29 protein-coding genes are annotated in these 26,759 nt (G+C 42.5%); 3 read left to right on the forward strand and 26 right to left on the reverse strand.

Annotated features, from left to right (window positions below; all coding sequences use genetic code 11):
• Window positions 1–21: 21 nt before the first annotated feature.
• Window positions 22–1,089 carry a flavodoxin-dependent (E)-4-hydroxy-3-methylbut-2-enyl-diphosphate synthase gene (ispG, locus tag DAHG_RS17470; protein ID WP_261797478.1) on the forward strand — a complete coding sequence of 356 codons (1,068 nt, stop codon included), beginning with the start codon at window positions 22–24 and terminating at the stop codon, window positions 1,087–1,089.
• A 21-nt stretch (window positions 1,090–1,110) separates the two neighbouring features.
• On the opposite strand, the gene DAHG_RS17475 is transcribed toward ispG, so the two are convergent.
• The 5 genes from DAHG_RS17475 to DAHG_RS17495 form a co-directional block, all read right to left on the reverse strand.
• The gene (locus DAHG_RS17475) at window positions 1,111–1,863 is read right to left on the reverse strand and encodes an ABC transporter permease (protein ID WP_022939644.1); all 753 of its coding nucleotides are present in this window, start codon (window positions 1,861–1,863) and stop codon (window positions 1,111–1,113) included.
• A complete protein-coding gene (locus DAHG_RS17480) occupies window positions 1,860–2,807 on the reverse strand; it encodes an ABC transporter ATP-binding protein (protein ID WP_022939645.1) in 948 nt (315 codons plus the stop codon). The genes DAHG_RS17475 and DAHG_RS17480 overlap by 4 nt, the downstream gene beginning before the upstream one ends.
• Before the next feature lie 20 nt (window positions 2,808–2,827).
• Window positions 2,828–3,685, reverse strand: a complete 858-nt coding sequence (locus tag DAHG_RS17485; RefSeq protein WP_022939646.1) for an AraC family transcriptional regulator — start codon at window positions 3,683–3,685, stop codon at window positions 2,828–2,830.
• A gap of 141 nt (window positions 3,686–3,826) precedes the next feature.
• On the reverse strand, window positions 3,827–4,702 hold the full coding sequence (locus DAHG_RS17490) for a deoxyribonuclease IV (protein ID WP_022939647.1): 876 nt from the start codon (window positions 4,700–4,702) through the stop codon (window positions 3,827–3,829).
• The gene (locus DAHG_RS17495) at window positions 4,699–6,057 is read right to left on the reverse strand and encodes a DEAD/DEAH box helicase (RefSeq protein WP_022939648.1); all 1,359 of its coding nucleotides are present in this window, start codon (window positions 6,055–6,057) and stop codon (window positions 4,699–4,701) included. The genes DAHG_RS17490 and DAHG_RS17495 overlap by 4 nt, the downstream gene beginning before the upstream one ends.
• A 192-nt stretch (window positions 6,058–6,249) precedes the next feature.
• Between DAHG_RS17495 and ispH the strand changes: the two genes are divergently transcribed.
• Complete coding sequence (gene ispH, locus DAHG_RS17500; protein ID WP_022939649.1) at window positions 6,250–7,134, forward strand: 4-hydroxy-3-methylbut-2-enyl diphosphate reductase; 885 nt, start codon at window positions 6,250–6,252, stop codon at window positions 7,132–7,134.
• Window positions 7,135–7,150: 16 nt separating this feature from the next.
• On the opposite strand, the gene DAHG_RS17505 is transcribed toward ispH, so the two are convergent.
• The 10 genes from DAHG_RS17505 to DAHG_RS17550 all read right to left on the reverse strand — a co-directional run bounded on the left by DAHG_RS17505 (window position 7,151) and on the right by DAHG_RS17550 (window position 15,524).
• Window positions 7,151–7,816: a tRNA (adenine(22)-N(1))-methyltransferase gene (locus DAHG_RS17505; RefSeq protein ID WP_022939650.1), complete on the reverse strand. Its 666-nt coding sequence runs from the start codon at window positions 7,814–7,816 to the stop codon at window positions 7,151–7,153.
• Window positions 7,816–9,021, reverse strand: coding sequence for an RNA polymerase sigma factor RpoD (rpoD, locus tag DAHG_RS17510; RefSeq protein ID WP_022939651.1), 1,206 nt, complete (start codon window positions 9,019–9,021; stop codon window positions 7,816–7,818). Before rpoD ends, DAHG_RS17505 begins: the two co-directional genes overlap by 1 nt.
• Before the next feature lie 21 nt (window positions 9,022–9,042).
• Window positions 9,043–10,794: a DNA primase gene (gene dnaG / locus DAHG_RS17515; protein WP_022939652.1), complete on the reverse strand. Its 1,752-nt coding sequence runs from the start codon at window positions 10,792–10,794 to the stop codon at window positions 9,043–9,045.
• Window positions 10,795–10,807: 13 nt separating this feature from the next.
• Window positions 10,808–12,190: a glycine--tRNA ligase gene (locus tag DAHG_RS17520; protein ID WP_022939653.1), complete on the reverse strand. Its 1,383-nt coding sequence runs from the start codon at window positions 12,188–12,190 to the stop codon at window positions 10,808–10,810.
• 122 nt (window positions 12,191–12,312) lie between these two features.
• Window positions 12,313–13,032 carry a DNA repair protein RecO gene (recO, locus tag DAHG_RS17525; protein WP_161650572.1) on the reverse strand — a complete coding sequence of 240 codons (720 nt, stop codon included), beginning with the start codon at window positions 13,030–13,032 and terminating at the stop codon, window positions 12,313–12,315.
• Entirely contained in the window at window positions 13,022–13,918 is an 897-nt protein-coding gene (gene era / locus DAHG_RS17530; RefSeq protein ID WP_022939655.1) for a GTPase Era, read from the reverse strand. The genes recO and era overlap by 11 nt, the downstream gene beginning before the upstream one ends.
• Window position 13,919: 1 nt before the next feature.
• Window positions 13,920–14,315, reverse strand: a complete 396-nt coding sequence (locus tag DAHG_RS17535) for a cytidine deaminase (protein WP_022939656.1) — start codon at window positions 14,313–14,315, stop codon at window positions 13,920–13,922.
• Window positions 14,312–14,671, reverse strand: coding sequence for a diacylglycerol kinase family protein (locus DAHG_RS17540; RefSeq protein WP_022939657.1), 360 nt, complete (start codon window positions 14,669–14,671; stop codon window positions 14,312–14,314). Before DAHG_RS17540 ends, DAHG_RS17535 begins: the two co-directional genes overlap by 4 nt.
• A complete protein-coding gene (gene ybeY, locus DAHG_RS17545; protein ID WP_022939658.1) occupies window positions 14,643–15,110 on the reverse strand; it encodes an rRNA maturation RNase YbeY in 468 nt (155 codons plus the stop codon). Before ybeY ends, DAHG_RS17540 begins: the two co-directional genes overlap by 29 nt.
• 51 nt (window positions 15,111–15,161) lie before the next feature.
• Window positions 15,162–15,524, reverse strand: a complete 363-nt coding sequence (locus tag DAHG_RS17550; protein ID WP_022939659.1) for a cysteine peptidase family C39 domain-containing protein — start codon at window positions 15,522–15,524, stop codon at window positions 15,162–15,164.
• Window positions 15,525–15,672: 148 nt separating this feature from the next.
• On the opposite strand from DAHG_RS17550, the gene DAHG_RS17555 reads away from it, so the two are divergent.
• Window positions 15,673–17,337, forward strand: coding sequence for a Na/Pi cotransporter family protein (locus tag DAHG_RS17555; protein ID WP_022939660.1), 1,665 nt, complete (start codon window positions 15,673–15,675; stop codon window positions 17,335–17,337).
• A gap of 26 nt (window positions 17,338–17,363) precedes the next feature.
• Here DAHG_RS17555 and DAHG_RS17560 read toward each other — a convergent pair whose 3' ends face one another.
• The 11 genes from DAHG_RS17560 to DAHG_RS17610 form a co-directional block, all read right to left on the reverse strand.
• A complete protein-coding gene (locus DAHG_RS17560) occupies window positions 17,364–18,122 on the reverse strand; it encodes an SDR family NAD(P)-dependent oxidoreductase (RefSeq protein ID WP_022939661.1) in 759 nt (252 codons plus the stop codon).
• Complete coding sequence (locus DAHG_RS17565; RefSeq protein WP_022939662.1) at window positions 18,122–18,706, reverse strand: GNAT family N-acetyltransferase; 585 nt, start codon at window positions 18,704–18,706, stop codon at window positions 18,122–18,124. The genes DAHG_RS17560 and DAHG_RS17565 overlap by 1 nt, the downstream gene beginning before the upstream one ends.
• Window positions 18,707–18,755: 49 nt before the next feature.
• Window positions 18,756–19,394 (reverse strand): phosphate signaling complex protein PhoU, encoded by a 639-nt coding sequence (gene phoU / locus DAHG_RS17570; protein WP_022939663.1) that lies wholly within the window; start codon window positions 19,392–19,394, stop codon window positions 18,756–18,758.
• A 9-nt stretch (window positions 19,395–19,403) separates the two neighbouring features.
• Window positions 19,404–20,162: a phosphate ABC transporter ATP-binding protein PstB gene (gene pstB, locus DAHG_RS17575; protein WP_022939664.1), complete on the reverse strand. Its 759-nt coding sequence runs from the start codon at window positions 20,160–20,162 to the stop codon at window positions 19,404–19,406.
• Between the two features lie 9 nt (window positions 20,163–20,171).
• Window positions 20,172–21,413, reverse strand: a complete 1,242-nt coding sequence (pstA, locus tag DAHG_RS17580; RefSeq protein ID WP_022939665.1) for a phosphate ABC transporter permease PstA — start codon at window positions 21,411–21,413, stop codon at window positions 20,172–20,174.
• Window positions 21,410–22,351, reverse strand: a complete 942-nt coding sequence (gene pstC, locus DAHG_RS17585) for a phosphate ABC transporter permease subunit PstC (protein WP_022939666.1) — start codon at window positions 22,349–22,351, stop codon at window positions 21,410–21,412. Before pstC ends, pstA begins: the two co-directional genes overlap by 4 nt.
• A gap of 69 nt (window positions 22,352–22,420) precedes the next feature.
• Window positions 22,421–23,374 (reverse strand): substrate-binding domain-containing protein, encoded by a 954-nt coding sequence (locus DAHG_RS17590; protein WP_022939667.1) that lies wholly within the window; start codon window positions 23,372–23,374, stop codon window positions 22,421–22,423.
• A gap of 163 nt (window positions 23,375–23,537) precedes the next feature.
• Window positions 23,538–23,738, reverse strand: a complete 201-nt coding sequence (locus DAHG_RS17595) for a cold-shock protein (protein WP_022939668.1) — start codon at window positions 23,736–23,738, stop codon at window positions 23,538–23,540.
• A 172-nt stretch (window positions 23,739–23,910) separates the two neighbouring features.
• The gene (locus tag DAHG_RS17600; RefSeq protein WP_022939669.1) at window positions 23,911–25,134 is read right to left on the reverse strand and encodes a sensor histidine kinase; all 1,224 of its coding nucleotides are present in this window, start codon (window positions 25,132–25,134) and stop codon (window positions 23,911–23,913) included.
• A complete protein-coding gene (locus DAHG_RS17605) occupies window positions 25,121–25,798 on the reverse strand; it encodes a response regulator transcription factor (protein ID WP_022939670.1) in 678 nt (225 codons plus the stop codon). The genes DAHG_RS17600 and DAHG_RS17605 overlap by 14 nt, the downstream gene beginning before the upstream one ends.
• Window positions 25,791–26,759 carry a PhoH family protein gene (locus DAHG_RS17610; RefSeq protein WP_022939671.1) on the reverse strand — a complete coding sequence of 323 codons (969 nt, stop codon included), beginning with the start codon at window positions 26,757–26,759 and terminating at the stop codon, window positions 25,791–25,793. Before DAHG_RS17610 ends, DAHG_RS17605 begins: the two co-directional genes overlap by 8 nt.

A 26,759-nucleotide genomic window follows, 5' to 3' on the forward strand; every position in this document is an offset into this window, starting at 1 on the left:
TCATGCTATAATATCAGCGAGGTGAAAAACATGAAAAGAACAGAAACCCGCCCGATCCATGTAGGCAACCTGCAGATTGGCGGTCAGCAAAAAGTAATCATTCAGTCCATGTGTTCAACAAGGACTAAAGATATAGATGCCACAGTCAAACAGATTCTTGCTTTAGAAAGAGCTGGCTGTGAGCTTGTGCGCATGGCGGTCATCGATGAGGAAGACGCCGCGGCAATCACGGAAATAAAAAAACAGGTGCATATCCCTTTAGTCGCCGATATTCATTTTGACTATCGGATCGCTATTGCCGCTGTAAAGGCTGGCATAGATAAAATCCGCTTAAACCCCGGCAACATCGGCAAGCGGGAAAATGTTGTTGAGGTTGTTAATGTCTGCCATGAATATAATGTACCAATCCGCATTGGTATCAACAGCGGTTCATTAGAAAAAGATATTCATGAAAAATACGGCCGTCCAACTGCCGAAGGGATGATTGAAAGTGCGCGACGCCATGTCAAAATTCTTGAAGATCTTGGCTTCTATGATATCTGTCTATCCTTTAAATCAAGTGATGTAAGCCTGTGTGTAGAAGTCTATGAAAAGGCCTCTGAGGTCTTTCCCTACCCGCTGCATCTAGGCGTTACAGAAGCGGGTACTAAACTCACCAGCTCCATTAAATCAAGTGCTGCCTTAGGTATTCTGCTCCATGAAGGCATCGGTGATACAATCCGAATCAGCATTAACGGTGATCCCGTCGATGAAATCGTTGTTTGCCGGCAATTACTTCGCAGTCTTCATTTAATCGATGCTGTTCCAAACCTGATTGCGTGTCCGACATGCGGCCGCACAAGCTATGATATCCAATCTGTAGTGAATGAAATGGAACCCTTTGTCCTAGGCTTAAACAAAGATATTACAGTCGCAATCATGGGCTGTGCTGTTAATGGTCCCGGTGAAGCAAAGCATGCAGATATTGCCATTGCAGGCGGTAAAGATGAAGGCTTGCTGATTAAAAAAGGTGAAATTATTGACCGAGTGCCAACCGCAATGATGGTACAGCGATTGAAAGAAGAAATAATGAAAATGATTGAAGAATAATAAAAGACCTAACCAGGTCTTTTAATTTGTTTCCTTTTTTAATTGCATATAAGCAAAACTAAAACTGATGCCGCTTAACAAGATGAGCATGATAATAACCGCTGCTAATTGATGCGGATCAATCGAGCCATTTAAGATTAAAGCGCGCAGTGCATCAATCACATAGGTAAAGGGATTGCAGCTAAGTGCAATAGCTAATGCATTGTTCATTCCTGCTGCTGGAAATAAAGCGGAACTGAGAAAGAATATCGGCAGTACAATCGCGTTCATAACCGTCTCATACACTACCTCATTAGGCAATATCATACTGATCCCATAGCATAAGCCAGCCATAAAAAAGACTGTCAGAGCAATTAAAATAAGTACCCAAGCAATTACTGTCAAGTTTAGCGGTAGCTTAACGGATAAGCATAAGGCAGTGACACACAAGACAGCCGCTTCAAGGTAAGAACATAACACCGCTTCCAAGAGCTGGCCTAATATTATGATTCCACGATGCATCGGAGCAATTAATATCCGATAAAAACTGCCGTCCTTTTTCATCAAGTAATTCATCATCCCGCTGCTGCTGCAAGTGCCAAAGCTGACCAAGATCAAGATACCCGGTAAAATAAACGCCGTATAATTATCAATGCCCGTATTTTGCATCGTCTGCTTTGCGGCACTGCTGTAAAGAATCAGCCAAAGCAAGGGCTGAAGCAGGGTGATGATAATTGTAAAAGCATTATGAAACCGCCATTTAACATTTCGGTATAATAAAGTGAATACCCTCATTTCCCTGCCTCCTGTTCAGCCGTTAAACGCACAAACACATCTTCTAAACTGGGCTGTACGATTTGAATACCCAAACAGGGTATTTTTTGTGTCAGTATCAAACTGAGTGCCTTTTCCATATCAAAATGGCTGTTTTGGGTATGAAGCATCACTGCCGCATCATTTAACATGGCTTGTTGATTTGTGAAACATTGCTTAAAGGGTTTTAAATATTTATTGGCCGTCTGTTTGGTATCAAATTGAATCTGCAGATATTCCTGATGAATAACTGCGCGCAGTGCCTGTGGGCTATCCTGAATTAATGCTTTCCCTTCTTTCATGATGCAGATTGTATCACTTAAATTTTCAGCTTCTTCTAAATAATGGGTGGTAAGGAAAATCGTAGTTTTAAATTCATCTCTAATTTTTCTCATCATCTGCCACATTTGTCTTCGTGAACAGACATCCATTCCCACCGTAGGTTCATCTAAAAATAAAATTTTAGGATTTGACATCATATTCAGTGCAACATCTAATCTGCGTTTCACACCGCCGGAATAAGAGGACACTGCATATTCTTTAAACGGTGCTAAATCAAAAGCGTTGATAAGCTCATTCATTCGCTTTATGGCCGCTTGCTTAGGAATCTTATAAAGCTGGCTTTGGAAGAGCATATTATCAGTTAAAGATAAATGCGTATCAATTGAAAGCTGCTGAGCAACACAGGCAATTATGCACCGAACTTCATCTGCATGACAGTTAAGATCCATGCCTTGTATTAAAATCTTCCCAGAAGTCGGTTTCAAATAAGTGGTTAGAATGTTGATCAATGTTGATTTACCCGCTCCATTAGGCCCCAATAAAGAAAATATTTCTCCTTCTGCCACCATCATATTAAAACCGTTTAATGCCTGTTTGCCATTTTTATAACGTTGAACTAAATCATATGTTTCAATAATTGCCATCAGTTTGCCTCCATCATGTCTTAATTTTTTACTTTTTTAATTGCTATCCATATTTCAAAATGACCTGATTCAGACATATCATGATTGATTGGATATATTTCAATATCCGGCAGTTCCGCATAAGCATAGCCGGAAAATGGCAGCCATTCAGTCAGAAAACGTCTGAAAATTGCTTGGCTTGCTTCTTTAAAAAGACCGTCACATTCAAAGACAACCCATACTGCGGCAGGAATTTCCAATACATTCATTCCTATAGGTACAGCTTTGCTGCTGGCTGCTGCAACACTATAATAAAACTGATCATTTAGAGTATGGGTGATACCCGCTATGCCAAATGGTTCGTCTGTTAAATCATATAAGCTATTAATCTGACCATTTTTTAATAATTTGTCCCAAAAGAATGGCACCATGTTCTGATTTTCTTCCATGTTTTGCGTCAATGGGAAGCGGATGCCGACAAACCGCATTGCCTTTTTTTCCTCAATACGATAAGACATAGGCTGTTTGCCGCTGACTGTTACCGTAAAACGAATCGGTAAATAGGCGGTTAAGGGCTTGCCTGTTCTTCTGAGCGAAACCGGTGAAACACCATGCACAGCCTGAAATGCCCTATTAAATGAAGTGGGTGAAGCATATCCATACTTAAGAGCGATATCCAGCACTTTACATTTAGTTGTCTGTAAGTCAAAGGCGGCTTGTGTCATTTTGCGCCGACGGATATATTCGGATAATGAAATTCCTGCTGCATATGTAAACATCCGCTGAAAATAAGTGGTTGAACAGCAGGCGATGCGGGCGGCTTCATCATAAGATATTTCTTTATCCAAATTATTTTCTATATAATCAATGGCTTTGTTTAGATTTTGTAACCACTCCATACCTTACCTCCTATGCCTATCTTAAACGAATGAATAATTATATTCCTCACTTTTGATGTTCTCTTTTGTAAAGTTTAAATCAATATAAATTTCAAATCAAATAGATAAAAAAAATCACTGCTTATCAGTCAGTGATTCTGTTTATCCTTGCTGCTTATTTAAAAGGCGGCTGTCAAATACGCCTTGTTTCAGCATTTTAATTTCTTCTTTATAAGGCGGCTGATCATCTACATAAGGAGTCTCTAAAATTTTAGGTATCTGCTCAAGCCGTGGGTGGTGAGCAATCATATTCAGAATATCAAAGCCGATCTTCCCATAACCGATATTTTCATGACGATCCTTGCGGGCTCCGCAGCTGTTTTTAGAGTCATTCAAATGAATTACCCGCAGCCGGTCCAGCCCGATGATTTCATCAAATTCATCAAGTAATTCGTCAAATTTAGAGAGATCACGGCCCGAATCATGAACATGGCATGTATCAAAGCAAACAGCCAGATGATCCTTATAACGGCAGCCATCAATAATTGCTTTTAACTGATGAAAGTCACAGCCGCATTCACTTCCCTTACCGGCCATCGTTTCCAAAGCAATCATCGTATCACCGATGTTTTCCATTGCTTGATCAAGACCCTCACAAATTTTCTTTATTCCTGCCTCAGTGCCGGCATTGACATGACTGCCGGGGTGCAGCACTAAAATTTTTGCGCCAATCGCTTGTGTTCTTTCAATTTCACGAACTAAGAATTCAACACCGCCCATAAAAGTTTCCGGTTTAAATGTATTGGCCAGATTAATTAAATATGGCGCGTGTATGATGATGTTCTCCGGCATAATGCCATGCTCTGCCATCAATTCCCTCGCTTCATCAATTTTAAACTTGGACAGTTCTACCCGCCGTGAATTAGAGGGCGCACCGGTATAAATCATACAGGCGTTGGCATCATAGCTGATGGTATCCTTAATGGCCTGAAGCATATAGTCCGGCGCGGACATCGAAACATGTGATCCGATGATCATTCTTCATTCCTCTCCTTCTGCTTCTTCTTAGCTCGCTCCTTTTGCTGACGCTTGATGTCCTGTTGGATCATCTCACGATGGGCACGGCGTTTCAGCTTTTCTACCTCCGCCTTGCGTTTCTTCTTATAACCAGGCTTCACCGCTGCCTTTTTACGGCTTACTACTTTCGCAATTTCTTTATCCAGCGGATTGTCTTTTTTTACCTTTGGTGCATTAAAGGTTTTTAATTCAACCCATTCACCATTTTTATAATTCTTAGTTTTGAAACCGATTCCCTTAACCTGAAGCTGCTTGATGAGAGGCTCATCCTCTTTTTTATATAAAGAGAAGCAAGTGCCGTCACGGCCCGCACGGCCAGTCCTGCCTGAGCGATGAATGAAGAAATCTAATTCCTTTGGAAAGCCTAAGGAGATAACATGGGATACTCCTTCAACATCGATACCCCGTGCCGCAATATCCGTAGCCACTACATATGTTTTATCAAGGTTCATCAAATTTTTCATCGCTGAGCGGCGTTCACGCGGCTGCAAATCACCATGCAGTTCAATTAAATCATAACCGTTCTCACGCATTAAAGCCGCGCAGCTGGCTGCCTGTGAGCGTGTGTTAGCAAAAATCAAACAAACATAAGGCGTAAAGCCCGGCAAGATTTCAAGCAGTTTCTGCTCATAGCTTAAATGCTTGCATGGAATCAAAATCTGTTCGATTTTTGGTGAGCTCTTATGCTCATCTTCAATTTGAACGGTGACTGGATTCGTCATATATTTTTTTAAAAAAGGTCTTAAGCCCTGTGGAATTGTAGCTGAAAAGCTCAGCATCTGTAAATCCTTGCGCATTCTGCCCGCAATCGCATCAATATCCTCTAAAAAGCCAAATTCAAGTGTCATATCCGCTTCATCAATAACCAGAATTGAAGCCTTTTCAATCCGCAGCGTCTGCTCATTCAAAAACAAATCGCGGATTCTGCCTGGTGTACCGATAACGATCTGCGGCTGAACCTTAAGCTGTTCACTCATTCTTGATTTCTCAAGACCGCCGGAAATCAGCTTTACGTTAATCTTTGGACATGCCTCGCTGATCTGCTGGGCACGCACATACAGCTGCATTGCCAACTCACGGGTTGGCGCGGTAATCACTGCCTGTACCTCATTCAAATCAGGATTGATTCTTTCTAATATAGGAATTAAAAATGCATGGGTCTTACCGGTACCTGTATCTGAAATACCAATAACATCCTTATTCTTCATGACTAATGGAATTACCTGCTGCTGAATCGGCGTTGGTTCTGTAAACTGATTTATTTCTAAAAAGCGCTGAGTTGCGGCGCTGAAATTATAATCGCTGAATTTACTCATAAAATCATCCTCTCTATTTATTATAACCATTTCTGAATCACAGCTTGCCGCTGATTCAAAAATAATTGCCAAACTTCCTTAAAATTATAACATAACCGCTGTTTATCGGCAATTTTTTAATTTTTCTCCACATCAATTCAAATAATTTCACGGCCGATACAGAATATGGTAGAATTGTACTGAGGTGAAATCATGAAAATCATTAAAGTACAGCCGCGCGGTTATTGCAAAGGTGTTGTTCGGGCTATACAAATTGCTAAACAAACCCGGCTTGAGCATCCTGACAAAAAAATAACCGTACTCGGCATGCTTGTTCATAATCAATATGTGGTCGATGCGCTGAAATGCCTGAATATCGATACAATCGAAGATAAAACAAAAAGCCGTCTTGAATTGCTGGATCAGATTGACGAGGGCATTGTCCTCTTTACAGCTCACGGCATTGCTTCGCAAGTAAAAGAAAAAGCTGCTGCGAAAGGGTTGATCTGTGTAGATGCCAGCTGTCCGGATGTGCTTTCAACACAGGCCATAATTAAAAACGCGCTGGCTGACGGCAAGCATGTAGCATATATCGGCAAAAAAGGGCATCCAGAAGCAGAAGCGGTATTAAGCATCAGCCCTACCATTCAGCTGATTGAACTGCATCAGCCCCTGCCGCCATTAGCAACGCCGCTTTTTGTCACTTGTCAGACAACGATGAGTACCAGTGACGTACTTGCTGTTTTTCAAGAAATCAAGCAGGCTTATCCGCAGGCAGAGATCGGTGAAGAAATCTGTAATGCCACCCGCATCCGCCAGCAGGCGGTGCATGAGCTGCAGGATGTAGATGTCTTAATCGTTGTTGGCGATAAACAAAGCAACAATTCCACAAGGCTTGCGGAAATCGGCCGCAATCACGGCATTCCGCATGTCTTACTGATTGATGATGCTGCTCAGCTTGACTTGACAGCCTTTCATGACGATGACGTTGTGGCAGTTACCAGCGGTGCTTCCACCCCTTCTCAGCTTACCGCTCAGGTAATCGATAAGCTTAATGGAGAGCCAATGAAGCCGCTTGACTTAACACGGCTGCTATAAAACAAAAACGGGTTCATCAGGAACTCGTTTTTAATTGCTTATCGATGCGCTGAAACAATTCGGTTAATTCAGCATATTTATCATGATCCTCAGCCAGCTGATCAAGAATCAGTGAAAGCTTATGCCGCCGGTATTCCCAATATTCCTGAAACAATTCCTTCTGCGGCATTAAAGGACCGAACAAAATCTCATCATCACTCAGTTTCCTGCCGCCAAATGGTTCTGCGACAACGATCTGATAATAATGACCTTCATGAACCAAATCTTCATCAACAATGGCAAAGCTATGATCACTGAGCCATTGGCGCAGCAGGTCTACATCACTGTTAGACTGTAAAATCAAACGTTTAAACTGCGGCAATCGCTCAAAATCATTCTCCAAAATCATTTTAATTGTTTCATAGCCCATGCCGGAGATAATCACACAATCAACTTCTTCAGGACAATCACTCAAGCCCGCACAAAGCAAAGGAAAAACCCGATCCAATGTATCGGTTTCTTTAATCGTAGCCATGGCTCGCTGAAGCGGCCCTTCATTAATATCACATGCATATGCCCTGACACATGTGCCGTCAAGCACACATGCACAAGGCAGATAAGCATGATCACAGCCAATATCGGCTAATATACTGTCTTTTAATACAAACTGCTTAATGGCAGCCAGACGTTTGCTTAACTTCATTATGGCTTATCAACAAAGTCCTTCAGCCGTTTGCTGCGGGTCGGATGCTTCAGCTTACGCAAAGCCTTCGCTTCAATCTGACGGATACGCTCACGGGTAACATTAAACTCCTTACCCACTTCTTCAAGCGTACGGGTACGGCCATCATATAATCCAAAGCGCAGACGCAGCACTTTTTCCTCACGCTCCGTCAGGCCCTGCAGAACCATATTGATTTCATCCTTAAGCAGCTGATTGTTTGCATATTCATCCGGTGACATCGCTTCTTTATCTTCGATGAAATCACCCAGATGCGAATCATCTTCTTCACCGATCGGTGTTTCAAGAGAAACGGGTTCAAGCGCGATTTTTTGAATCTCACGAACCTTTTCCGGTGAAATACCTTCCATCTTTTCAGCAATTTCTTCAGCCGTAGGATCACGCCCTAAATCCTGAACCAATTGACGCTGAATACGGGTCAGCTTATTGATCGTTTCAACCATATGAACCGGAATACGAATCGTTCTGGCCTGATCAGCGATTGCACGGGTGATGGCCTGACGAATCCACCAAGTTGCATATGTAGAAAACTTAAATCCCTTGGTATAGTCAAACTTTTCGACAGCCTTAACAAGACCCATGTTGCCTTCCTGAATCAGATCCAAGAAAAGCATACCGCGGCCAACATATTTCTTTGCGATGGATACGACCAAGCGCAGATTGGCAGCAATCAAAATACGTTTTGCTTCCTCATCACCATTTTGAATCCGGCGGGCAATCTCCGGCTCATCCTCAGGATTCAGCAGTTCAACACGGCCGATTTCCTTTAAATACATCTTAACCGGATCATTAATCTTCGTATGTGAAGAGTTAGCGAAAGACTGTTCCAGAGACTCAATATCACTTGCCAGATTTTCTTCATCAGTAAAATCATCAACTTCATCATCAGCATCAAAATCCATGCTGTCATCATCTAATGCAAGGTCAGCGTCAGTAATATTCAAATCCTCATCATCTGTAATGACGATTTTATTCTGATTAAACCAGTCAAATAATTCATCACTGTCCTGATCACTCAGATCCAAATGCTCGATGGCATCCGCAACATCTTTCTGATACAGGATTTTATTTATTTTATAAGATTCCAGAAGTTCCTGCTTAATATCATCTAAAGTTTTTAATTCTTCAAGCGATTTAACTTCTGCGGCAGTTTGTTTTTTAGCCATGGTATTGCGCCTCCTGTTTTACTATCGTTGTTTAAGCAATTCACTGCGCTGTCTTTTTAACTGTATGATTTCATCACCTATTTTAGCCTTTTCAAGCGGATCACTGATTTTAAGTGACTGTTCACTCAGCTTTTTCATCTTATCTTCTAAGCATGCCGCCTGGATCTTTAAACATGAGTGTAAGAATACATCTTCATTATAATCCGGCAAAGCCAGTTCCCATTCGCTCAATTCAATCAGTAAAGACTTGACAGCCTCTTCTTTAATACTGTTATAAAAATCAGCGATTTCAATTTCATCATGTGTCCGATAGTAATCAATAATATAGATTGCAAGCTTGTTGCAATTTTCATCAATTAAAAATCCCAGCTTATCTTTGAATGCATTATTTGCCTGCAGACTTACCAGCATCTGTGAGAGAATCTCATACTCGGCCCGCAGACTGCCATTCTTCGGCTGCCGCAAACCAATAGAAGGAGTAACTAAAACATTCTTTTTCTCCTTCACCTCAGCTTCACTCATATCAAACTGGGTAAGCTCAAACAATTTCGCAAGATAATTCTTACGTTCAAAACGCTCGGTGCAGGCATTGATTTCACGGCCTAATTCAACCGCGAACTCTTTTCGCTGCGAATAATTTTCAAGATTGTACTTTTGCTGCAGATAACGGAACAAAAAATCGATCCACGATATCGTTTTCTCTGCCATATGGATCAGCTCATCCCTGCCATATCCATCAATAATCTCATCCGGATCAAGACCCAGCTGATTATCAACAACTTCAAAATGAAGTCCGATTTCCCGTGCCAGCTTGCCAAATTTATAAGTGGCATTAATACCGGCCCGATCACCGTCATAGCAGATCACGCACTTAGCATGCAGATTTTTAAGCAGCATCAGCTGTTCGCGGGTACAGGCTGTTCCCAGCGTAGCGACACAATCATGAATACCTACTTTCTCAAAAGCGATAACATCCATTGCCCCCTCAACGATCAATATGCGGCCCGTTGACTTTGCCTCAACCTTGGCACGGTGATAGTTAAAGATGAGCGATCCCTTTTTAAAAGCCGGCGTTTCTGATGTATTGATATATTTTGCTTCATCATTTTCATCGACGCGGCGGGCGGTAAACCCAACCGGATTCCCATTACGGTCATGAATCGGAATTAAAATACGATTGGCAAATACATCATGCATTCCACTTGGACTTATCCGCACCACATTGCTTTCAACAAGCTGTGCATCCGTAAATTTTTTGGCATTCATATACGCGTAAAGCGCATCTCCCTTAGGATTATAACCAATTTCAAATTTTCGGATACATTCTTCATTGATGCCGCGCTGAAGCAAATAAGCCTTCACTTCAGCAGCCTGGGGCGTTGCCAAGGTATAATTTGTATATTCGATCACGGATCGGCAGACCTTATGGATCGACGCGATATTCGGATCGAGTGTTTCATTGACCAGCATCCGATCAGCTTCTTCAACTTCTACACCAGCATAATCAGCAACCTTCAGCACCGCTTCGACAAAAGAGATGTGTTCAAAGTTTTGAACAAAAGTAAAGACATTGCCGCCGGCATTGCAGACAAAGCATTTATAAATCTGCTTATCCGTAGAAATAGACATTGACGGATTGTGATCATCATGAAAAGGACAAGTGCAGACAAAGCCGCGGGCTTTCCTTGTCAATGGCACATAACGCGATATTACATCGGCAATATCGGCGCGTGAGCGAATTTCATTAATTTTTTCCTCACTGAGTCTGGCCAATTTATCACCTCAATTAGAACTTTATTTTCTCGGCGATCCAACGATTTAAGTCACTGATAGCAACCCGGCTCTGTTCCATCGTATCACGTTCACGAATCGTAACACAGCCGTCATCCTTGGTATCAAAGTCAACTGTAATGCAGAACGGTGTACCAATTGCATCCTGACGGCGATACCGTTTACCGATGCTGCCGGCTTCATCATATTCGCAATTATAATCACCAGCAAGCTGTGCGAACACTGCCTCGGCTTCCTTGCTTAACTGCTTTGACAGCGGCATAACACAAGCCTTAAACGGCGCTAATGCCGGATGCAGACGTAAAACGATACGCGTATCCTTTTCACTCAGCACCTCTTCATCATATGCGTCACAAAGGAATGCAAGCATCAGGCGTTCACAGCCAACTGACGGTTCGATACAATATGCGAGATATTTTTCATTCGTAGCTGGATCAAGATATTCAAGACTCTTCTTACTAGTCTCTTGATGCTGACGGAGGTCATAATCCGTACGGTCAGCAATACCCCAGATTTCACCCCAGCCAATCTGTGAGCCAAAATTATATTCGATATCACATGTACCTTTGGAATAGAAAGCCAGTTCTTTCGCGTCATGATCACGGAAACGCAGGTTTTCAGCTTTAATGCCTAAATTTGTCAAGAAACTCATGCAGGCATTTTTATAAAATTCATACCATTCCAAATCAGTACCCGGCTGACAGAAGAATTCAAGCTCCATCTGTTCAAATTCACGGGTACGGAAAATAAAGTTGCCCGGCGTAATTTCATTACGGAATGATTTACCGATCTGACCGATACCAAACGGCAGCTTTTTGCGCATTGTGCGCTGTACATTTTTAAAATTGACGAACATTCCCTGAGCGGTTTCCGGGCGCAGATAAATCGCGTTCTTCGCGTCTTCAACAACTCCCTGGAATGTTTTAAACATCAAGTTAAACTGACGGATATCCGTAAAATCATGGCTGCCGCAATTTGGACAGGCAATCTTATGTTCCTTGATGTAAGTCATCATTTCTTCATTGCTCCAGCCGCCTGGATTTACAGTTCCCTTTGATTCATCTTCAATCAGCTTGTCGGCACGATGTCTTGTCTTGCAGTTGCGGCAGTCCATCAATGGATCTGAAAAACCGCCCACATGACCAGAGGCAACCCATACCTGCGGATTCATTAAAATCGCTGATTGGATACCTACATTGTAAGGACTCTCCTGGATAAATTTTTTCCACCAGGCACGTTTGATATTGTCCTTGTATTCAACGCCTAAAGGACCAAAATCCCATGTGTTTGATAAGCCGCCGTATATTTCAGAACCCTGAAATACAAAGCCGCTGTTTTTCATATGGGAAACGATCGTTTCAAACTTCTTATCATTCATCTGCTTTTTCCCCTTTCAAGAAAAACTAACCATGACAAAGCATGGTTTATTAAGAATTAATCCTCGTTAATATTACAATTAACCATAGTATTTTATACCACATTTCAAGCCCGATTGTCAACTTAATTCAAGCCCTCAACAATTCGCAGAAATGCCGCGCTCTGTAAATTTATACCGCTGTAATTCTGAAACAGCTGAAGATATACATCTACAATTGGATAGGTCCACTCACCGGCCGTCAGCAGCACCTGCGCGTGTTTCAGCTCGGCTTTACACGCCAAGCGAAGCAGCCTCAGCTGTTCTACATTTAAACGCAGATCACTGCTATGCTGACAGCGCTGACAGACAAAGCCGCCGTCATTGATAGAAAAAGCGGCAATCTGCTGTTTTGAACCGCAGCGGCAGCAGCTGTCAACATTAGGCTCAATGCCGATTTCATGGGCGATCAAGGCTAAAAAAAGCGTCAGGATGCAATAAGGCTGCTTGGCGGTTTCCAATAAATCCAAACAAGTAAGCAGCTCCTCATAGCCAAACATCATTTCTTCCAAGCGGTCCATCACTTCCATCATCAGCTGCGCAATCCCCTGTTTCAGAAGATCTTCGCGCAGACCGCGATAGCTTTTTATTAACTCCGCATTCTTCAGCGTGCTGCCTTTCTCAAGCAAATTAAAGCGGCTTAAGGTAAACAGCTGACAGCAATGAGCGTTTTTACTGCTGATTTTATTAATGCCGCGGGCCAGAACACTCCGTTTTCCCGAAGCAGTCAGCACACTCAGCATCGCATCATAATCACGATAATCAACTTTTTTTAGTACAATTCCTTCAAAGCTGTTATTCATCATCCTCATCCATTTCACGGATACCGAATTGCTGAAGCTTGCTTGCACGGTTGCGCCAATCCTTCTCAACGCGGACATAAAGTTCCAGATAAACCTTCTTGCCTAAAATCAACTCCAGATCACGGCGTGAATCAATACCGATATCCTTAATCATACTGCCCTGCTTACCAATCAGAATACCTTTTTGAGAAGGCCGCTCTACGATGATTAAAGCATTGATCACCACCGAGCTTTTCTTATTTACTTTCTTTTCCAGCACTACTGCCACGGAATGCGGAATTTCTTCTTCCGTCTTATAAAGCACCTTTTCCCGAATCAGCTCGGTAATCATAAAATCTTCATCATGATCACAGATCATATCATCAGGGAAATACTTAGGGCCTTCATTGAGATAGTTTTTACTGACTTCAAGCAGCTCATGTATATTGTCATGCTTTAGAGCAGAAACGGGAAAAATTTCCTTGCAGTCCAGTCTTTCCTGCCACTCAATAAGCAGCTTCATCAGCGCTTCCTTGCTTAATAAGTCCACCTTATTCAGAATCAGAAAAATCGGCAGCTGTTTTTCTTTCAAATTATTTAATACAAATTCCTCACCGCTGCCAAAGGGCACCGATGCATCAACCATATAATAAACAAGATCCACACCCGCCAACGATGAAAACGCACTTTTATTCAAAGTCCGCCCCAATTCATGATGCGGCTTATGAATCCCCGGTGTATCAATAAATACCATCTGCGCGTCTTCAGTAGTTAAAATCCCCTGAATATTGTTGCGGGTCGTCTGCGGCTTCGGCGATATAATGGCCAGTTTTTGATTCATAATCGCATTCAGCAGGGTTGATTTACCGGCATTGGGCCGGCCCACAATCGCAATAAATCCAGATTTCATCCTAGAGATCCTCGTTAGTAAACGCCATCGGCAGCAATTCTCTGATTGAAGTCGTCGTCTCTGCCTCACGGTTTGCCAGATAGATCGGTGTATCAAAGCCAATCAGTTCACACAATACCTGACGGCATGCCCCGCATGGCGCCGCAATCGTTTTGCCTTCACTGACAATGGCCAGCGCCTCAATATCTTCCTTTCTTACCCCGTTGGAATAAGCCGAGAAAATCGCGCTGCGCTCTGCACAGTTAGCCAGTCCATAAGACGCATTTTCAATATTCGCGCCATAGAAAGTACGGCCATCCTTGCATAATACACAGGCTCCCACACGGTAATGGGAATAAGGCACATACGCATTCTCCATCGCCTTAAATGCCAGATTAACTAATTCATTTTTATTCATCGTAAAGCTCCTTTCAAAATTAACAGGCCTGCCAGCAAGGCGGCCAGTGATACGACAAGCACCGCTGCCGCACCATAATCCTTAATAATTTTAGCCAGTTCATTGTACTGGGGAGAAATCAGATCCACACATTTTTCAATCGCTGAATTAAAAAACTCAGCAGCGATCACTAAACAGATCAGCAGCAGGATAAACAGCCACTCACTTAAGGTAAAGCCATACAGCCCGCCAAAGAGCAGCACCGCTGCCCCAATCAGACACTGAAAGCCGATGCTGCGGTCATGCTTGAGACCATAAGCAATGCCGCTGAAAGCATTGGCAAACTTATTAATCAGCCGTCTTAGGTACGAGATCATTAAGGATCACATCCTGTAAGGCAAACATAATTTTTTCATCCTCGCTCTGCATGTGATCATAGCCGAGAAGATGAAGCAGACCATGGGTAAACAGAAAACATACCTCACGGCGGATAGAATGCCCGTATTCCTGTGCCTGATTTCTTACTGCCTCTACATTGATAAAGATATCACCCAGTTCCTCATCAATTTCTTCACTGATCATATAATCTTCTTCACTGTCTTTCAGGGCAAAAGAGATCACATCGGTAGGCTTGTCGATGGAGCGATAATCCCGATTTATTTCCTGAATGGCATCTGGCGTCACAAAAACAACAGAGCAGCTGGACTCATAAGCCGTCCGCAGCACCTTACTTGTTTTTCCACTGATCTTTTGAAAATCTTCAGCGTAACTTTCCCATTCACTTTCTTCTGTTTGATTGATCATATTAATTTCCATAGAATCTCCTTTATAAGCTTGTTATTCCTAATAAGTATACCATAATTATTTTCAATTAACATAGAGAAGGATCAGCGTTTTATGCCAAATCATAAAGAAATGAAACAATGACAGCAGCGCTTCACCCTTTAAAGGATCATAAACCCAGATTTTTCTTCCCTGCCGCTTTGCAAGCATAAAATGCCCCAGCCAGCGTGAACCGACAAAGGCGATGAAATAAGTATCTGGAATCCGCCAAGTATGATAAGCCCGCGCATCGACATGACTCAAAGCCAAACCGGCACATAAATCATAGATACTCAAGCCGTGTTCATCGATTAACGAATCACAATAATTAATGGCCGCACTTAGGTCAATCGCCATTTTTTCTTGCAGTGCATATAAGATTTTGACTGCGCAATCTTGTTTTTCCATAGAATCACCCCTTTATATATAAGTAAAAATTTGTTTTTATCCTATTCTTAGCCTATTTTATAAAAATTCTTAATCAAATGTAAAAAAATATTTATAATTTTGTTAATTTAATGTTAAAATAAGAGTGTCTATATATGGAGGATAAACTATGCCTACTGAACTCATGCCAGAAGCTGCCGTCCAATGGGACCTGATCATTGGTGGTTTTGCCTTCTTTTTATTTGGCATCCAGTATATGGGTGACGGATTAAAGAGCATTGCCGGTGATAAGCTGCGTTACTTTATTGACAAATACACATCAAAACCATGGATGGGAATTATTATCGGTGCCTTGGTTACCGTAGTAATTCAGTCAAGCTCAGCAACCACAGCCATTGCCATCGGATTTGTGCGTGCTGGAATCATGCGGCTCGATCAGGCCATCGGGGTTATTATGGGAGCTAACATCGGTACGACCGTAACCGCCTTCCTGATTGGTCTGAATGTCGAACAGTTTTCATTATATTTTGTATTTATCGGTGTTTTGTTTATTGTTTTCTCAAAACGGCGCAAAACAACCTACATGGGAGAAATCATTCTCGGCTTTGGTATCCTGTTTTTCGGACTAAAGCTGATGGGTGATGAATTATCGATGATCGGTGAATATCCGCAGTTTGAAGCGGTAGTAACCGCTATGGCGCAGAATCCGATTCTGGCGCTTTTGGGCGGTACCCTGATGACCGGTCTTGTACAGTCATCAAGTGCTGTCATCGGTATTATTCAAAAGCTGTACAGCTCAGGCGCGATTACTATTGCTGTTGCCCTGCCCTTTGTCTTCGGCAGCAACATCGGTACTACTATCACCGCGATCTTTGCGGCTATCGGAGGTTCCATTTCCAGTAAACGGGCAGCTGGCATTCACGTAATGTTTAACGTATTCGGTACCCTGCTCTTCATGCTGATTCTGAAACCTTTTACCGGTTTTATCAGCACTGTCTCCACGCATTTTGCCATTAACAGCATGATGCAGATTGCCTTTGCGCATATCGTCTTTAACTTATCTACGACGATTCTCGCCTATCCATTTATTAATCTAATGGTCAAAGCGGTTAAAACACTGATTCCCGGTGATGAGAATCAGCGCATTGAAGTCAACATGGAAAATCTTGATCCTAAGATTGCCGCGACCTTACCGGCCGGTGCCTTGGGCGTATCTAAGCAGGCTACGATTAAAATGGGAATGCTTGCCTATGATTCCCTGAAAAACACAAAGGATTATTTTAATACAAAACAAAAACGTTATTCAGAATCTACGCATCAATGTGAGGAAGCAATTAATTCACTGGACAGTAAGATTACCGATTATCTGATGGAAATTGCCCATCACAATCTTGGCACGAACGATACAGATGAATTGATCGCCAATCTTAAATCGTTAAAAGATATTGAACGTATGGGCGATTTAGCAATGAATCTAAGAGAATTTTATTCTATGGCTTTTGAGGAAAAAGGTAAATTCTCTGAAGGCGCGATTGCAGATGTCAATGAAATGTATGATATTATCCTTGAGATGACAAAGCTGGCCATTGATTATTTTAATACCCGTGATGAAAAGCTGATCGACATGATTCAGGATAAAGAAAACTATCTTGATCTGATTGAAGAAAAAGCCCGTCAGCGTCACTTTAAACGTATGGCCCAATCAGAATGTGCAAGAGCGATTACCGGCAGTGTTTATATTGATATTCTATCCAATCTTGAACGTGTCGGCGATCATGCCTGCAACATCGTACGCAACTGTAATATCGAATTGCCATTACATAACAGTTTATAAAAGAAAGCCAAAAAGCTTTCTTTTTTTTATATTTTCATTTTTGCGACAGCTGCCATTTTCAATCGCTTTGGCAGCCAGCGTATCAGCTGATTCATCGTGCCAGGAATAATGATTTCCTGATCTTTCATCAATCCATGATAGGCGGCCTTGGCGGCCCTTTCTGGAGATCCAGCAAATTTGGGCGTTGGTTTTCCTGCTTTCGTGAAGAAAGCTGTATGGGTTGAACCAGGACAGAGTACAGAGATATGGATCCCGCTGTTTTTAGCTTCATAGCGGATAGCTTGAGTATAGCTTAAAACATAGGCCTTGCTGGCATAATAGGAGGCTGTATAAGGTCCTGGCTGAAAGGCGCCGATCGATGCCACATTTAAAATGCGGCCGCCGCTTTGCTGATGCTCAGCGATAAACAGCTTGCAAAGCATCGTTAATGAAATTATATTCAGCGTCAGCATCTGCAGCTCCCTGTCAGCATCCAGTGTCTCACTTTTCCCGATTAAACCTAAGCCGGCATTATTTATCAAAATATTAAATCGCACATCATCTGCCTTAAGTGACGCATAAAGCTTAAATGCCGCGTCATTGACTGCCAGATCCTGTTCATAAATCAATATTGGAACCGCATACTCTGCCTTTAATTTACACTGCGCTGCAAGCAGATGGCTCATAACCGATGAAACCAAGATTAAACCATAGCCATGGCTTGCGAATACCTCCGCCAGCGCATAACCGATGCCGCTTGTCGCACCGGTAATCAGCACATATTCCTTATCCATTGACGCAGCCATTAAACAGCTTTTGGATAATCCTGAGCAAGCAGCGCATAGACCGCCATATCGGCTAATCCCGCTTGATTAATGCCGGTCTGCCTCAACGTTCCTTCATACTGCAGGCCGCACTTTGCCATTACCTTTCCAGAATTAGGATTTAATACATCATGATGAGCCTCAATGCGGTTTACCTGCACTTCTTCAAACAAGAACTGAATCACTGCCGCAAAAGCTTCCGTGGTAATTCCCTGATGCCACCACTTTCTTGACAGGCAATAACCGATATGCACACACTTGATGTCTTCCTCAATTTTAACCACTGAAATATTGCCGATTACCTCATCATTATCCTTTAAAGCAATAGCCCACATATACTGCTGATCATGATCCTGAATGATCCATTCATTCAAAATCATTTTAGTCACCTCAACCGATGAATGTGCCGGCCAAGTCAGATAACGGGTAACCTCGGGATCACTGGCCCAGTTATGATACATATTTTCAGCATCCTCAATCTTAAATTTTCTCAAAACCAAACGTTTGGTTGTCAGCAAGGCGGTTCCTTTATGATGCATAATCTTCACTCCTTTAATTTTAACCATTATAGCTCACTCCCTGGTTTCAAGCAAGAAAAAAAGCCATTTGCATGGCTTATCCAAAATCATAGTGCTGACCCTTCACACAATAAATTACATGCTCACAGATATTAATCGTATGGTCACCGGCACGTTCAATGCTTCTTAAAATCTGCGAGCCTCTCAGCATGATCCGCAGTGACTGCTGATCCGCGTTTTCCTCTAATGTCTGATAGCATTCCTCAATTAACAGATCAATTTCTTTATCTCTTTCAGGAATATCAAAGGCCATATCTACATCCTTTTCCTCATAGCAAAGCATTGCTGCCTTCAGCATCTCAACCATCTTTTCTTCCATTTGAATAATATATGCCTCAACTGTAGGATTAATTGAATCATTTCTGATAATATAGGAAGCGATATTTTTCGCATAGTCACCGATTCGTTCAAGTTCTGAGGCAATTTTAATAGCGGATATAACCCGCCGAAGATCACTGGCTACCGGTGACAGCAGCGCAAATACCGAAATAGCGATATCATTAATTTCCTCTTCCATGTTATTGATGAAGCTGTCTGCCTTAATCAGTTCCAGGGCCTGCGCGCGGTCCTTTGACACATAAAGCCGCTGCAGCGTTTCATGCATGGAAATAACACGGCTGCCCATCTTCACAACCGAATATTCTAACACTTCAACTTCTTTATCAATTTTAACCATAACCCTCTCCTATCCGAAACGGCCTGTAATATAATCTTCCGTTCGCTTATCTAATGGCTGTTTAAATAATTTTGATGTTTCCTGAAATTCAATAACTTCTCCCAATAAGAAGAAAGCTGTATAATCACTGACTCTTGCCGCCTGCAGCATGCTGTGAGTGACAATGATGATTGTATAGTCATGCTTAAGCTCTTCAATAAGATCTTCAATCTTAGCGGTGGCTATTGGATCAAGGGCACTGGTCGGCTCATCCATTAAGATAACCTCCGGCTCCATCGCAATCGCTCTGGCAATGCATAAACGCTGCTGCTGACCGCCGGACAACCCCATCGCTGAATCATTAAGCCGATCACTCACTTCATCCCATAGGGCTGCCTGCTTTAATGATGTCTCAACGATTTGCGTAAGCAGATGCTTGTCCTTGATTCCCTGACAGCGCGGGCCATAGGCTACATTGTCAAAGATACTCATAGGAAATGGGTTTGGTTTTTGGAAAACCATACCTACCCGGGTACGCAGATCCACCACATTCATCTTGCCCGAATTAATATCTGTATCATTAATCGTGATACTGCCCTCAATCCGGCAGCCTTCAATTAAATCATTCATTCTGTTTAAGCAGCGCAGAAAAGTAGACTTACCACATCCGGAAGGGCCGATAAAAGCAGTTACTCGATTTTTATTAATATCCATCGTTACTTTTTTCAAAGCCTGTTTCTCACCATAGTACAGATCAAGATCCTTGATCTTAAAAATCGTTTCTTCCATAAGTACCTCCTAATACCACGCTTTATTCAGCCGCTTGCTCAGCAGCTTGACGATAATATTTAAACAAAGAACAAAAATCAATATAATAATTGAAATAGCGGATGCCAGCTCAAAATTAGGCTGTTCACCGCTCATCACTGACCAGATATGAACGGCCAGGGAAGTTCCCTGCGACAGCAGGGTTGGTGAATCGTTGATAAACGTACCCATTGTATAAATCAGTGCTGCTGACTCACCGATGACCCTGCCGATACTCAGCAGTACGCCGGTCAGAATACCCGGCACCGCACAAGGCAGCACGACCTTGAAGATCGTCTGTGACTGATTGGCACCTAGCGACAGGCTCGCATCACGCAGGCTGTTAGGCACAACAAGCAAAGCTTCCTCGGTAGAACGAATGATGGTCGGCAATAAGATAATTGCCATGGTTAATGAACCTAATAAAATATTAGTTGTCGTCGCCCCAAAGGCTCTCGTAATAGGAAACAGTACCGATACACCCATCAAACCATAGACAATACTAGGAACGCCGGTCAGCGTTTCAATACCGGAACGGATCATTCGGTTGAGTCTTGATTTATTGGCATATTCATTCAGATAGATTGCCGCCGCGATACCAATCGGCAAAGCAATCAGCAAGGATACCACAATCAAATAACCGGTAGTCAGCAAACTGCCGCGGATACCGCCGCCCGGTGTTTTTACATAGGCTGAGGTGATTGATGCCGCGTCCTGATCTAAAGCCGCCGCGATTTCAGCCGCGTTCTGACTGGCCAGATTACCAGCGAAATCAGCGCTGCCATCAAGCCTTTTAAAATCTATTTTTTCAATCTGTACGCCTACTTCCAGCGTTAGATCTAATCCTTTATTTGCCCCCGCACTCTTATCGATCGTATGCGCAAAAGGTGAAAGCGGATCAATATATTCGACTAGCACAAGCTCATGCTTGTCATTGGACAGCGCATCAACAAATGCGATTCCCCATTTTTCAGAAAAGCTGGCCTGTGGGGTTAAGTCATCAGGAGCCGTAAAGCTTCCTGAATGATTTACCTCTGTTTTTACTTCCACCAAGTAATTTTTTGACCAATAATCATTTTTCAATAAATCAAAGCTGATTAATGAAAAGCCTTTTGAAAAGATGAAGATAAAAATGCTGATTAATACTGTCACACTGATCAGTGAAGACAGATATGTGATGCCATTCAGCAGACCATCACTGACTTTACTGGAACGTCGGTTTTCCCTGATCATGATTGATTCCCTACCTTTTTCTTCATTTGATTTAAAACAAAATTAGAAACTAAAATCACTGCCATCAGCACAATACCTACTGAGAAACGAATATCATAATCGAGTCCAGTCGTTTCTTTTAAGCCTGCCAGCATTGTTGAGGTTAAGGTGCGGGTAATATCGAAAAGGTCAAAGGTTGGCCCCATCAGCTTATTACCAGCTACCATCGCAACCGCTGTTGCCTCGCCGAAGGCTCTGCCGATACCAAGAATGGCACCAGCGAAGATACCTGATTTGGCACTGGTTAAAATGACCTTAAAATTGGTTTGTGTCTGGGTTGCTCCCAAAGCTAAAGAACCCAATTCCATCTCTTTGTCTACCGAGCGAATGGCTGTGACTGCCATGGATGTGATAGTCGGAAAAATCATGATTGCCAAAAGCAGAATCACTGCCAGCAGCGAGCTGCCGCCGGCTGTAACAATACCCAATTGCGATGCCAGCATTTTTACTAACGCGGTAATTGATCCTGCCGCAAATACTCCATAGACAACTGATGGAATTGACGCGAGCAATTCAACAACCGTACTCATGATCTGCGAAATAGACTTAGGCGCAATCTTGGCAATAAACAAAGCGGTCAGCACTGAAATTGGAAATGCCAGCAGCAATGCGCCAAAAGATGAAATCAAAGTATTGATAATGATATAGCCCACGCCATAGATTCCCTGATCCTGCCGCCACGTTGTACCTAGCAGGAAATCAACAGCATTTACCTGACCGTTCGCGTATCCCGGCAGAAAAGGCGCAATTCCTTTAATTCCGACAAACAGCAGAATGACGATGATTGCCGAAGCGGACAGAAAGGCTGCCGCCATAAAGCATCGTTTTGAAATCCTGTCATTCCTTAATTTCCGTTCATTTTTTTCCGTGCTGATTTGTTTTCTGACAAATTTATCCATAATTCTGTTCACATCCTATCATTAAGAAAGATGCCTTGCCACCGCTTAGCATCTTTAAGTACCTTCAGCTTATTGAATATCTTCCCACTTTGTTGTTTCACCAGTGAAAATAGCTTTAATCTGTGCCGCGCTCAAATCAGTAACCGCTGTATTTTCAGCATTTACAATCGTAACCACCGCATCCAAGCAATAAGTGCCGCTCATCATGGCTGATGATGTATCTTCATCATTATTGAATGCACGTGAAGCAAAACCGATATCCGCTTTATTAGCGCCGTCTTTTTCACCGCCTAGAACACGTTTCCAGCCATCGCCTGAACCTGTCTGATTCATTGTGAATTGGAAGTTGCCAGCCATTGGGACAAAGCTCTCCAGCGCTGCCTTCAATGTCTTTTCAACCGAAGTAGAACCTGCAGTGGTAATTGTGATTGAGGAATTATCCTGTTCCACGATTGGATGATTTGCAGCTAATTCAGCCCATGGCTTTGCTTTAGATTTATCTACGACACCGCCTGCCTTTTCAACGACTAACATACCTTCTTCAGAATTTTGCATATAATCTAAAAAGGCTGCGACTAATTGTTCTTTTGCCTCATCGCCAAAATCGCCGGCGGCACGGGTTACGAAATCAAAAGGTCTTTGTAACTTATAAGTACCGTCTAAAGCTGCCGCTTCACTTGGTGTTACACCTTCAAATTGAGTTGGTGTTACACCATTTGCCGCAAAGTCAGTAGTTAGTGAAACATAGCCGATTCCATTCTTGTCCGCACCAACTTTAGCTGCCATATCGCCGTTGCTTGAAACTTCAATAGCTGTATCCAGCAATTGATCAACAAAATCAGATGCCTTTTCATAAGCTTCCCGCGTACCGCTTGATGAATCACGGGTATAGACATTGATTTGTCCTGTTACGCCAGTATTTACCGGATTATCCGTATTCCCGTTATTTTGATCCGCAGCCGGTGTTGATGTACATCCTCCTAATAATAAGCATGCTATCAGCAATGCAGTGATTTTCTTCATATCAGAAATCCTCCTTGTTTTATTACATTGCCAGTATAAAGAGTGATTGTTAAAGAAATAGAAAGATTTTGTTAATTCTCTGTTAAAAAAGCAAAATTTGCATAAAAAAAAGCAGATGCCTAGCACCTGCAAGAAAAAAACACCCAGTGGGTGTTTTCAGAAACTAGATTAAGCTAACGTTAGCAGCTTGAGGACCGCGGTTGCCTTCAACGATTTCGAATTGAACCTTTTGGCCTTCTTCTAAAGTCTTATATCCATCAGACTGGATAGCTGAATAATGGATAAAGATTTCTTTGCCATCTTCTGCTTTAATAAATCCGTAACCTTTTTCTGCATTAAAAAATTTAACTGTTCCTGTACTCATTGTTAGTACCTCCATTTTGTCTGTAAACAAGCTGAAGTCATTAGGTATAAAAAAATCACATTAATTCCTTGTACCTTGAGACATAAATACAATTCCTTAAATGTGAATTATAGTTATTGCTTCGTATTACTATTTAAGTATAAGCGCTATTCAGATCAAAGTCAAGCGAAACCTAAAGTTTATTCAGTTTGATCGTAAACACTGTACCTACATTTAATTCTGATCGTACCTCAATCACACCGCCGTGAGCATCAATCACCGATTTAACAATCGCTAAGCCTAAACCGCTGCCGCCCTCAGCCCTTGCCCTTGACTGATTGACTCTATAAAAGCGCTCAAAAATCCGGCTCTGTTCATTGACATTAAAGCCGCAGCCCTCATCTTGGACTTGGATATAATAATCATCATCCGTTGTGAAAGTACACAGCGTAATCGTGCCGCTGTCACTGTACTTCACCGCATTGACTAATAAATTATTCAATACCTGAGACATCTTTTGGGCATCACAGAAAAGCCGTGCTTCTCCTTTTAAATCCAGATTAAGCTTAAGGCCTTTCTCATTGATCAACGGCATCAGCGGTTTGCATACATTCTGTGCCAGTTCATGAAAATCAATGCGTGTGCGGTGCAGAATCGGCTGTTCCACAGACAATTTACTTAATTCCAGCAGATCCTTGACAATACTCTCTAAGCGCTGCACCTCACTGTTGATTTGATTCAGAAAATCCTTCTGTGCTTCAGGATCATTAAAATCATCCCGAATCAATATCTCGCTCATGCCCTTGATCACTGAAATAGGAGTTTTTAATTCATGGGACGCATCAGCAATAAACCTTTTCTGCATTTTCTCACCGCTCAATGCCTTGGTCATATCCTGAAGCAGAATCAAACAGCCGCTGAATCTGCCATGGCTGGTCACCGGCACCATATACGCCTGATAATCTACATCATCGATACGGATGCGTTCTTCCTGTTCTTTTTCAAGAATAAAGGCATCCTTTATAACCTCTTGAATGGCCGGATCAAAATCATTACGCAGATAATCCAGTTCAATTTTAGCGTCAGAATGACGAAAAGCCAAAGCCTGTGTATTATAGATTACAATCTTCCCCATTTCATCAAGCAGCAATAAGGGAAAAGGAATCGATGATACGATCGTCAGCAGCTGTTTGGTTTTTAAATGTGAATCCGAGCTGCTGGTTTTTAATTCATGCAGCAGATTCTCATTATTTTTACGCACATCCGCCGCCAGCCTGATTTCACTGCTGTACCAAATAAAGCCAAAGGCAATGATCAGCAGCAGAATTACCAGATAAACAGGCAGATTAAATAATGATTCCAAAGCCATCGAAACAATAAGCAGGGCAAACAGCGCACTCAGTTTATGCCTGTCCATCTTTCAGCTCCATACAATAGCCGACACCGCGGTTGGATTGGATGGTCACATTGCTTTTTGCTAATTTACTCCTTAACTTAAAGATATGCACATCGACGATGCGGGTATCACCGTCATATTCAAAACCCCAGATTTCACTGCAGATCTGGTCTCTGGACAGCACGATTTCATGATTCATCATCAGATAAACAAGCAAATCAAATTCCTTCTTTGTGCAGCCCACAGCCTCATTGCCGATCAGCACTTCACGTTTTTTTAAATGGATACTGACATTGCCGAAAGTCAGCTTCTCATGATCTGCCTTCGGCAGTCTTTTAATATGAGCATTCACACGGGCAACTAATTCACGCGGTGAAAAAGGTTTGGTTATGTAATCGTCGACGCCCTCTTCAAAGGCCTGCAGGATATCGGCCTCATCATCTTTAGCAGTCAGCATGATCATGATGCTGTCAATATTCTTCTTACGCAGGCGGCTGACCAGTTCAAGGCCGGAAAGTCGCGGAATCATCCAATCAATGATCAAGACATCAAAATGTTCATTCAGCGCCATATTCAAGGCGGTTTCACCGTCGGCAGCTTCACTCAGCTCATAATCGCGCTTTAAATCATAGGCAATGATCTTACGGATATTATCTTCATCCTCAATGATTAATATTTTATTCATTTCCCTCTGCCCTCTCATAACATTCGATAATCTTCTGAACCAATGGATTACGCACGACATCAAGACCGCTCAGTTCAACAAAGCCAATCTTATCAACCCCTTGTAAGATTTTACGGGCATGCAGCAAGCCGCTGTCCTGCTTTTTCACTAAATCGATCTGCGTACCGTCACCGGTAATCACGACCTTAGAATTAAAGCCCATGCGGGTAAGAAACATTTTCATTTGATTTTTAGTCGTATTCTGTGCTTCATCAAGGATGATAAATGCATTGTCTAAAGTACGGCCGCGCATATATGCCAAGGGTGCAATTTCGATGACTTCCTTTTCCAACAGCTTCTCTACGGTTTCCACACCGAGCATATCATACAGCGCGTCGTAAAGCGGCCGCAGATAAGGATCAACCTTTTCCTTCAGATCACCAGGCAGAAAGCCGAGGTTTTCACCTGCCTCCACCGCGGGACGGGTTAATACAATCCGTGAAAAATTACCCTTTTTTAACTGAGCAACCGCATAGACAACAGCCAGGTAGGTCTTACCGGTACCGGCCACGCCAGTCGCGAAGATGATATCATCATGCGTTAACGCATCGATTAGAATCCGCTGACCAATCGTCTTTGGATAAATCAGCTTGCCGCTGACCGTCTTGGCAATCGGCTCACTGTTTAACCGTTCAAGATTAATCGACGGCGATGCTTTCACAAGCCGAATTAAATAATTCAAATCCGACGCATTCAGATGCTTCTGCTCATGAATCAGCGTATAGGCAGCCCTGACAATCTTTTCAATGCAATCAAGCACTTCCCGGTTATCACACTGCACATCAAGCTGTCCATTATTAAAAATCAATTCAGCATCAAAGGCTGAACGCAGCAAATCAAGATTTTTATCATGCGTACCGCAAAACATCATAATTTCATCATAAGACCATGTACTGCAATCAATAGAAAACGCTTTTGACAT

The organism is Dielma fastidiosa, assembly GCF_000313565.1.
GTDB lineage: Bacteria > Bacillota_I > Bacilli_A > Erysipelotrichales > Erysipelotrichaceae > Dielma > Dielma fastidiosa.

What these genes read in the sequence shown, in the direction of transcription:
- DAHG_RS17475 (WP_022939644.1), bottom strand. Translation starts at nt 1,863, where the DNA reads ATGAGGGTATTCACTTTATTATACCGAAATGTTAAATGGCGGTTTCAT.
- DAHG_RS17610 (WP_022939671.1), bottom strand. Translation starts at nt 26,759, where the DNA reads ATGTCAAAAGCGTTTTCTATTGATTGCAGTACATGGTCTTATGATGAA.
- DAHG_RS17560 (WP_022939661.1), bottom strand. Translation starts at nt 18,122, where the DNA reads ATGGCTGCGTCAATGGATAAGGAATATGTGCTGATTACCGGTGCGACA.
- rpoD (WP_022939651.1), bottom strand. Translation starts at nt 9,021, where the DNA reads ATGGCTAAAAAACAAACTGCCGCAGAAGTTAAATCGCTTGAAGAATTA.
- DAHG_RS17490 (WP_022939647.1), bottom strand. Translation starts at nt 4,702, where the DNA reads ATGATCATCGGATCACATGTTTCGATGTCCGCGCCGGACTATATGCTT.
- DAHG_RS17535 (WP_022939656.1), bottom strand. Translation starts at nt 14,315, where the DNA reads ATGAATAAAAATGAATTAGTTAATCTGGCATTTAAGGCGATGGAGAAT.
- DAHG_RS17590 (WP_022939667.1), bottom strand. Translation starts at nt 23,374, where the DNA reads ATGAAGAAAATCACTGCATTGCTGATAGCATGCTTATTATTAGGAGGA.
- DAHG_RS17595 (WP_022939668.1), bottom strand. Translation starts at nt 23,738, where the DNA reads ATGAGTACAGGAACAGTTAAATTTTTTAATGCAGAAAAAGGTTACGGA.
- DAHG_RS17600 (WP_022939669.1), bottom strand. Translation starts at nt 25,134, where the DNA reads ATGGACAGGCATAAACTGAGTGCGCTGTTTGCCCTGCTTATTGTTTCG.
- phoU (WP_022939663.1), bottom strand. Translation starts at nt 19,394, where the DNA reads ATGGTTAAAATTGATAAAGAAGTTGAAGTGTTAGAATATTCGGTTGTG.
- DAHG_RS17520 (WP_022939653.1), bottom strand. Translation starts at nt 12,190, where the DNA reads ATGAATGATAAGAAGTTTGAAACGATCGTTTCCCATATGAAAAACAGC.
- pstA (WP_022939665.1), bottom strand. Translation starts at nt 21,413, where the DNA reads ATGATCAGGGAAAACCGACGTTCCAGTAAAGTCAGTGATGGTCTGCTG.
- DAHG_RS17565 (WP_022939662.1), bottom strand. Translation starts at nt 18,706, where the DNA reads ATGGTTAAAATTAAAGGAGTGAAGATTATGCATCATAAAGGAACCGCC.
- ybeY (WP_022939658.1), bottom strand. Translation starts at nt 15,110, where the DNA reads ATGGAAATTAATATGATCAATCAAACAGAAGAAAGTGAATGGGAAAGT.
- DAHG_RS17555 (WP_022939660.1), top strand. Translation starts at nt 15,673, where the DNA reads ATGCCTACTGAACTCATGCCAGAAGCTGCCGTCCAATGGGACCTGATC.
- DAHG_RS17605 (WP_022939670.1), bottom strand. Translation starts at nt 25,798, where the DNA reads ATGAATAAAATATTAATCATTGAGGATGAAGATAATATCCGTAAGATC.
- DAHG_RS17505 (WP_022939650.1), bottom strand. Translation starts at nt 7,816, where the DNA reads ATGAAGTTAAGCAAACGTCTGGCTGCCATTAAGCAGTTTGTATTAAAA.
- DAHG_RS17495 (WP_022939648.1), bottom strand. Translation starts at nt 6,057, where the DNA reads ATGAGTAAATTCAGCGATTATAATTTCAGCGCCGCAACTCAGCGCTTT.
- pstC (WP_022939666.1), bottom strand. Translation starts at nt 22,351, where the DNA reads ATGGATAAATTTGTCAGAAAACAAATCAGCACGGAAAAAAATGAACGG.
- DAHG_RS17550 (WP_022939659.1), bottom strand. Translation starts at nt 15,524, where the DNA reads ATGGAAAAACAAGATTGCGCAGTCAAAATCTTATATGCACTGCAAGAA.
- pstB (WP_022939664.1), bottom strand. Translation starts at nt 20,162, where the DNA reads ATGGAAGAAACGATTTTTAAGATCAAGGATCTTGATCTGTACTATGGT.
- DAHG_RS17485 (WP_022939646.1), bottom strand. Translation starts at nt 3,685, where the DNA reads ATGGAGTGGTTACAAAATCTAAACAAAGCCATTGATTATATAGAAAAT.
- era (WP_022939655.1), bottom strand. Translation starts at nt 13,918, where the DNA reads ATGAAATCTGGATTTATTGCGATTGTGGGCCGGCCCAATGCCGGTAAA.
- DAHG_RS17540 (WP_022939657.1), bottom strand. Translation starts at nt 14,671, where the DNA reads ATGATCTCGTACCTAAGACGGCTGATTAATAAGTTTGCCAATGCTTTC.
- ispH (WP_022939649.1), top strand. Translation starts at nt 6,250, where the DNA reads ATGAAAATCATTAAAGTACAGCCGCGCGGTTATTGCAAAGGTGTTGTT.
- DAHG_RS17480 (WP_022939645.1), bottom strand. Translation starts at nt 2,807, where the DNA reads ATGGCAATTATTGAAACATATGATTTAGTTCAACGTTATAAAAATGGC.
- recO (WP_161650572.1), bottom strand. Translation starts at nt 13,032, where the DNA reads ATGATGAATAACAGCTTTGAAGGAATTGTACTAAAAAAAGTTGATTAT.